Consider the following 3,330-nt stretch of genomic DNA (forward strand, 5'->3'; position numbering starts at 1 on the left):
TCCCGTTCTCGACGGGTCGTTGTTTGAGAACTACACAGTGAACGCGAGCATCTGTGGCCAAGTTTTTAAGGGCGCACGGTGGATGCCTTGGCACCAGGAACCGATGAAGGACGTGGGAGGCCGCGATAGGCCCCGGGGAGCTGTCAACCGAGCTGTGATCCGGGGGTGTCCGAATGGGGAAACCCGGCAGTCGTCATGGGCTGTCACCCGCTGCTGAACGCATAGGCAGTGTGGAGGGAACGCGGGGAAGTGAAACATCTCAGTACCCGCAGGAAGAGAAAACAACAGTGATTCCGGGAGTAGTGGCGAGCGAAACCGGATGAGGCCAAACCGATTGCGTGTGATACCCGGCAGGGGTTGCGTGATCGGGGTTGTGGGACCCACAAGTCAGGTCTGCCGGCCTGGCAGGGAGTTACCAACCGGCGTGAAAGTCGAAGGGCATGCGAAAGGCCCGGCGTAGAGGGTAAGACCCCCGTAGACGAATTTGCGTTGGCTCTCTGTGGTGTTCCCAAGTAGCACGGGGCCCGAGAAATCCTGTGTGAATCTGGCGGGACCACCCGCTAAGCCTAAATATTCCCTGGTGACCGATAGCGGATAGTACCGTGAGGGAATGGTGAAAAGTACCGCGGGAGCGGAGTGAAAGAGTACCTGAAACCGTGTGCCTACAAGCCGTGGGAGCGTCGCCGGTCAGCTTGCTGACCGGTCGTGACTGCGTGCCTTTTGAAGAATGAGCCTGCGAGTTTGCGGTGCGTGGCGAGGTTAACCCGTGTGGGGAAGCCGTAGCGAAAGCGAGTCCGAATAGGGCGATCATAGTCGCGCGCTCAAGACCCGAAGCGGAGTGATCTACCCATGGGCAGGTTGAAGCGCGTGTAAGAGCGCGTGGAGGACCGAACCCACCAGGGTTGAAAACCTGGGGGATGACCTGTGGGTAGGGGTGAAAGGCCAATCAAACTCCGTGATAGCTGGTTCTCCCCGAAATGCATTTAGGTGCAGCGTCGTGTGTTTCTTGCCGGAGGTAGAGCACTGGATAGGCGATGGGCCCTACCGGGTTACTGACCTTAGCCAAACTCCGAATGCCGGTAAGTGAAGCGCGGCAGTGAGACAGCGGGTGATAAGATTCGTTGTCGAGAGGGAAACAGCCCAGAGCATCGGCTAAGGCCCCTAAGCGTGTGCTAAGTGGGAAAGGATGTGGAGTCGCGAAGACAACCAGGAGGTTGGCTTAGAAGCAGCCACCCTTGAAAGAGTGCGTAATAGCTCACTGGTCTAGTGATTCTGCGCCGATAATGTAGCGGGGCTCAAGTACACCGCCGAAGCCGTGTCAGCCAGCGCAAGCTGGTTGGGTAGGGGAGCGTCGCGCATCTGGGTGAAGCCGCCCTGTGAGGGTGTGGTGGACGGTGCGCGAGTGAGAATGCAGGCATGAGTAGCGATTCCAGAGTGAGAAACTCTGGCGCCGATTGACCAAGGGTTCCTGGGGCAGGTTGATCCGCCCAGGGTAAGTCGGGACCTAAGGCGAGGCCGACAGGCGTAGTCGATGGACAACGGGTTGATATTCCCGTACCCGTGCCAGGCCGACAAGCATTGAATCCGAGGATGCTAAGCCCGTGAAGCCCCTCACTTCCTTCGGGAGGTGTGTTTGGGTGGAGCCGGTGGCCCGATTCGGTAGTAGGTGAGCGATGGGGTGACGCAGGAAGGTAGTCCAGCCCGGGCGGTGGTTGTCCCGGGGTAAGGGTGTAGCCCGGAGGATAGGCAAATCCGTCCTCCATGAGGGTGAGACCTGATGCCGAGCCGATTGCGGTGAAGTGGATGATCCTATGCTGTCGAGAAAAGCCTCTAGCGAGGACTGGTGCGGCCCGTACCCTAAACCGACTCAGGTGGTCAGGTAGAGTATACCGAGGCGTTCGGGTGAACCGTGGTTAAGGAACTCGGCAAAATGCCCCCGTAACTTCGGGAGAAGGGGGGCCATTGCTGGTGACGAGTCTTGCACTCGGTAGCTGGTGGTGGCCGCAGAGACCAGCGAGAAGCGACTGTTTACTAAAAACACAGGTCCGTGCGAAGCCGTAAGGCGATGTATACGGACTGACGCCTGCCCGGTGCTGGAACGTTAAGGGGACCGGTTAGTCGTACTTCGGTGCGGTGAAGCTGAGAACTTAAGCGCCAGTAAACGGCGGTGGTAACTATAACCATCCTAAGGTAGCGAAATTCCTTGTCGGGTAAGTTCCGACCTGCACGAATGGCGTAACGACTTCTCGACTGTCTCAACCACGGGCCCGGTGAAATTGCACTACGAGTAAAGATGCTCGTTTCGCGCAGCAGGACGGAAAGACCCCGGGACCTTTACTATAGCTTGATATTGGTGTTCGGTTCGGCTTGTGTAGGATAGGTGGGAGACTGTGAAACGGTGGCGCCAGCCATCGGTGAGTCGCTGTTGAAATACCACTCTGGTCGTGCTGGATGTCTAACCTGGGTCCGTGATCCGGATCAGGGACAGTGTCTGGTGGGTAGTTTAACTGGGGCGGTTGCCTCCCAAAGAGTAACGGAGGCGCCCAAAGGTTCCCTCAGCCTGGTTGGCAATCAGGTGGTGAGTGTAAGTGCACAAGGGAGCTTGACTGTGAGACTGACGGGTCGAGCAGGAGCGAAAGCTGGGACTAGTGATCCGGCGGTGGCTTGTGGAAGCGCCGTCGCTCAACGGATAAAAGGTACCCCGGGGATAACAGGCTGATCTTCCCCAAGAGTCCATATCGACGGGATGGTTTGGCACCTCGATGTCGGCTCGTCGCATCCTGGGGCTGGAGTTGGTCCCAAGGGTTGGGCTGTTCGCCCATTAAAGCGGTACGCGAGCTGGGTTTAGAACGTCGTGAGACAGTTCGGTCCCTATCCGCTGTGCGCGTAGGAGTCTTGAGAAGGGCTGTCCCTAGTACGAGAGGACCGGGACGGACGGACCTCTGGTGTGCCAGTTGTTCTGCCAAGAGCACGGCTGGTTGGCTACGTTCGGAATGGATAACCGCTGAAAGCATCTAAGTGGGAAGCCGGCTTCGAGATGAGGACTCCCGCCCCCTTTGAGGGGTTAAGGCTCCCGGTAGACGACCGGGTTGATAGGCCGGGTGTGGAAGCCCTGTGAGGGGTGGAGCTGACCGGTACTAATAGGCCGAGGGCTTGTCCACTGCTGCTCGCGTTCACTGTGTGGTTCTGGGACAACGATCCCGTTGTGTTCCGGTGGTTATAGCACGAGGGAAACGCCCGGTTACATTCCGAACCCGGAAGCTAAGCCTTGTTGCGCCGATGGTACTGCGTGGGGGACCGCGTGGGAGAGTAGGACGCCGCCGGACTTTT

2 rRNA genes are annotated in these 3,330 nt (G+C 58.4%); both read left to right on the forward strand.

The features are described from left to right. Window positions 1-55 precede the first annotated feature (55 nt). Window positions 56-3,161: ribosomal RNA gene (locus tag BIV57_RS22175) — 23S ribosomal RNA — on the forward strand. A gap of 48 nt (window positions 3,162-3,209) precedes the next feature. Beyond that, window positions 3,210-3,326 (forward strand): 5S ribosomal RNA (gene rrf, locus BIV57_RS22180). Window positions 3,327-3,330 lie beyond the last annotated feature (4 nt).

This window comes from Mangrovactinospora gilvigrisea (assembly GCF_001879105.1).
In the GTDB taxonomy this organism is placed as follows: Bacteria; Actinomycetota; Actinomycetes; order Streptomycetales; family Streptomycetaceae; genus Mangrovactinospora; species Mangrovactinospora gilvigrisea.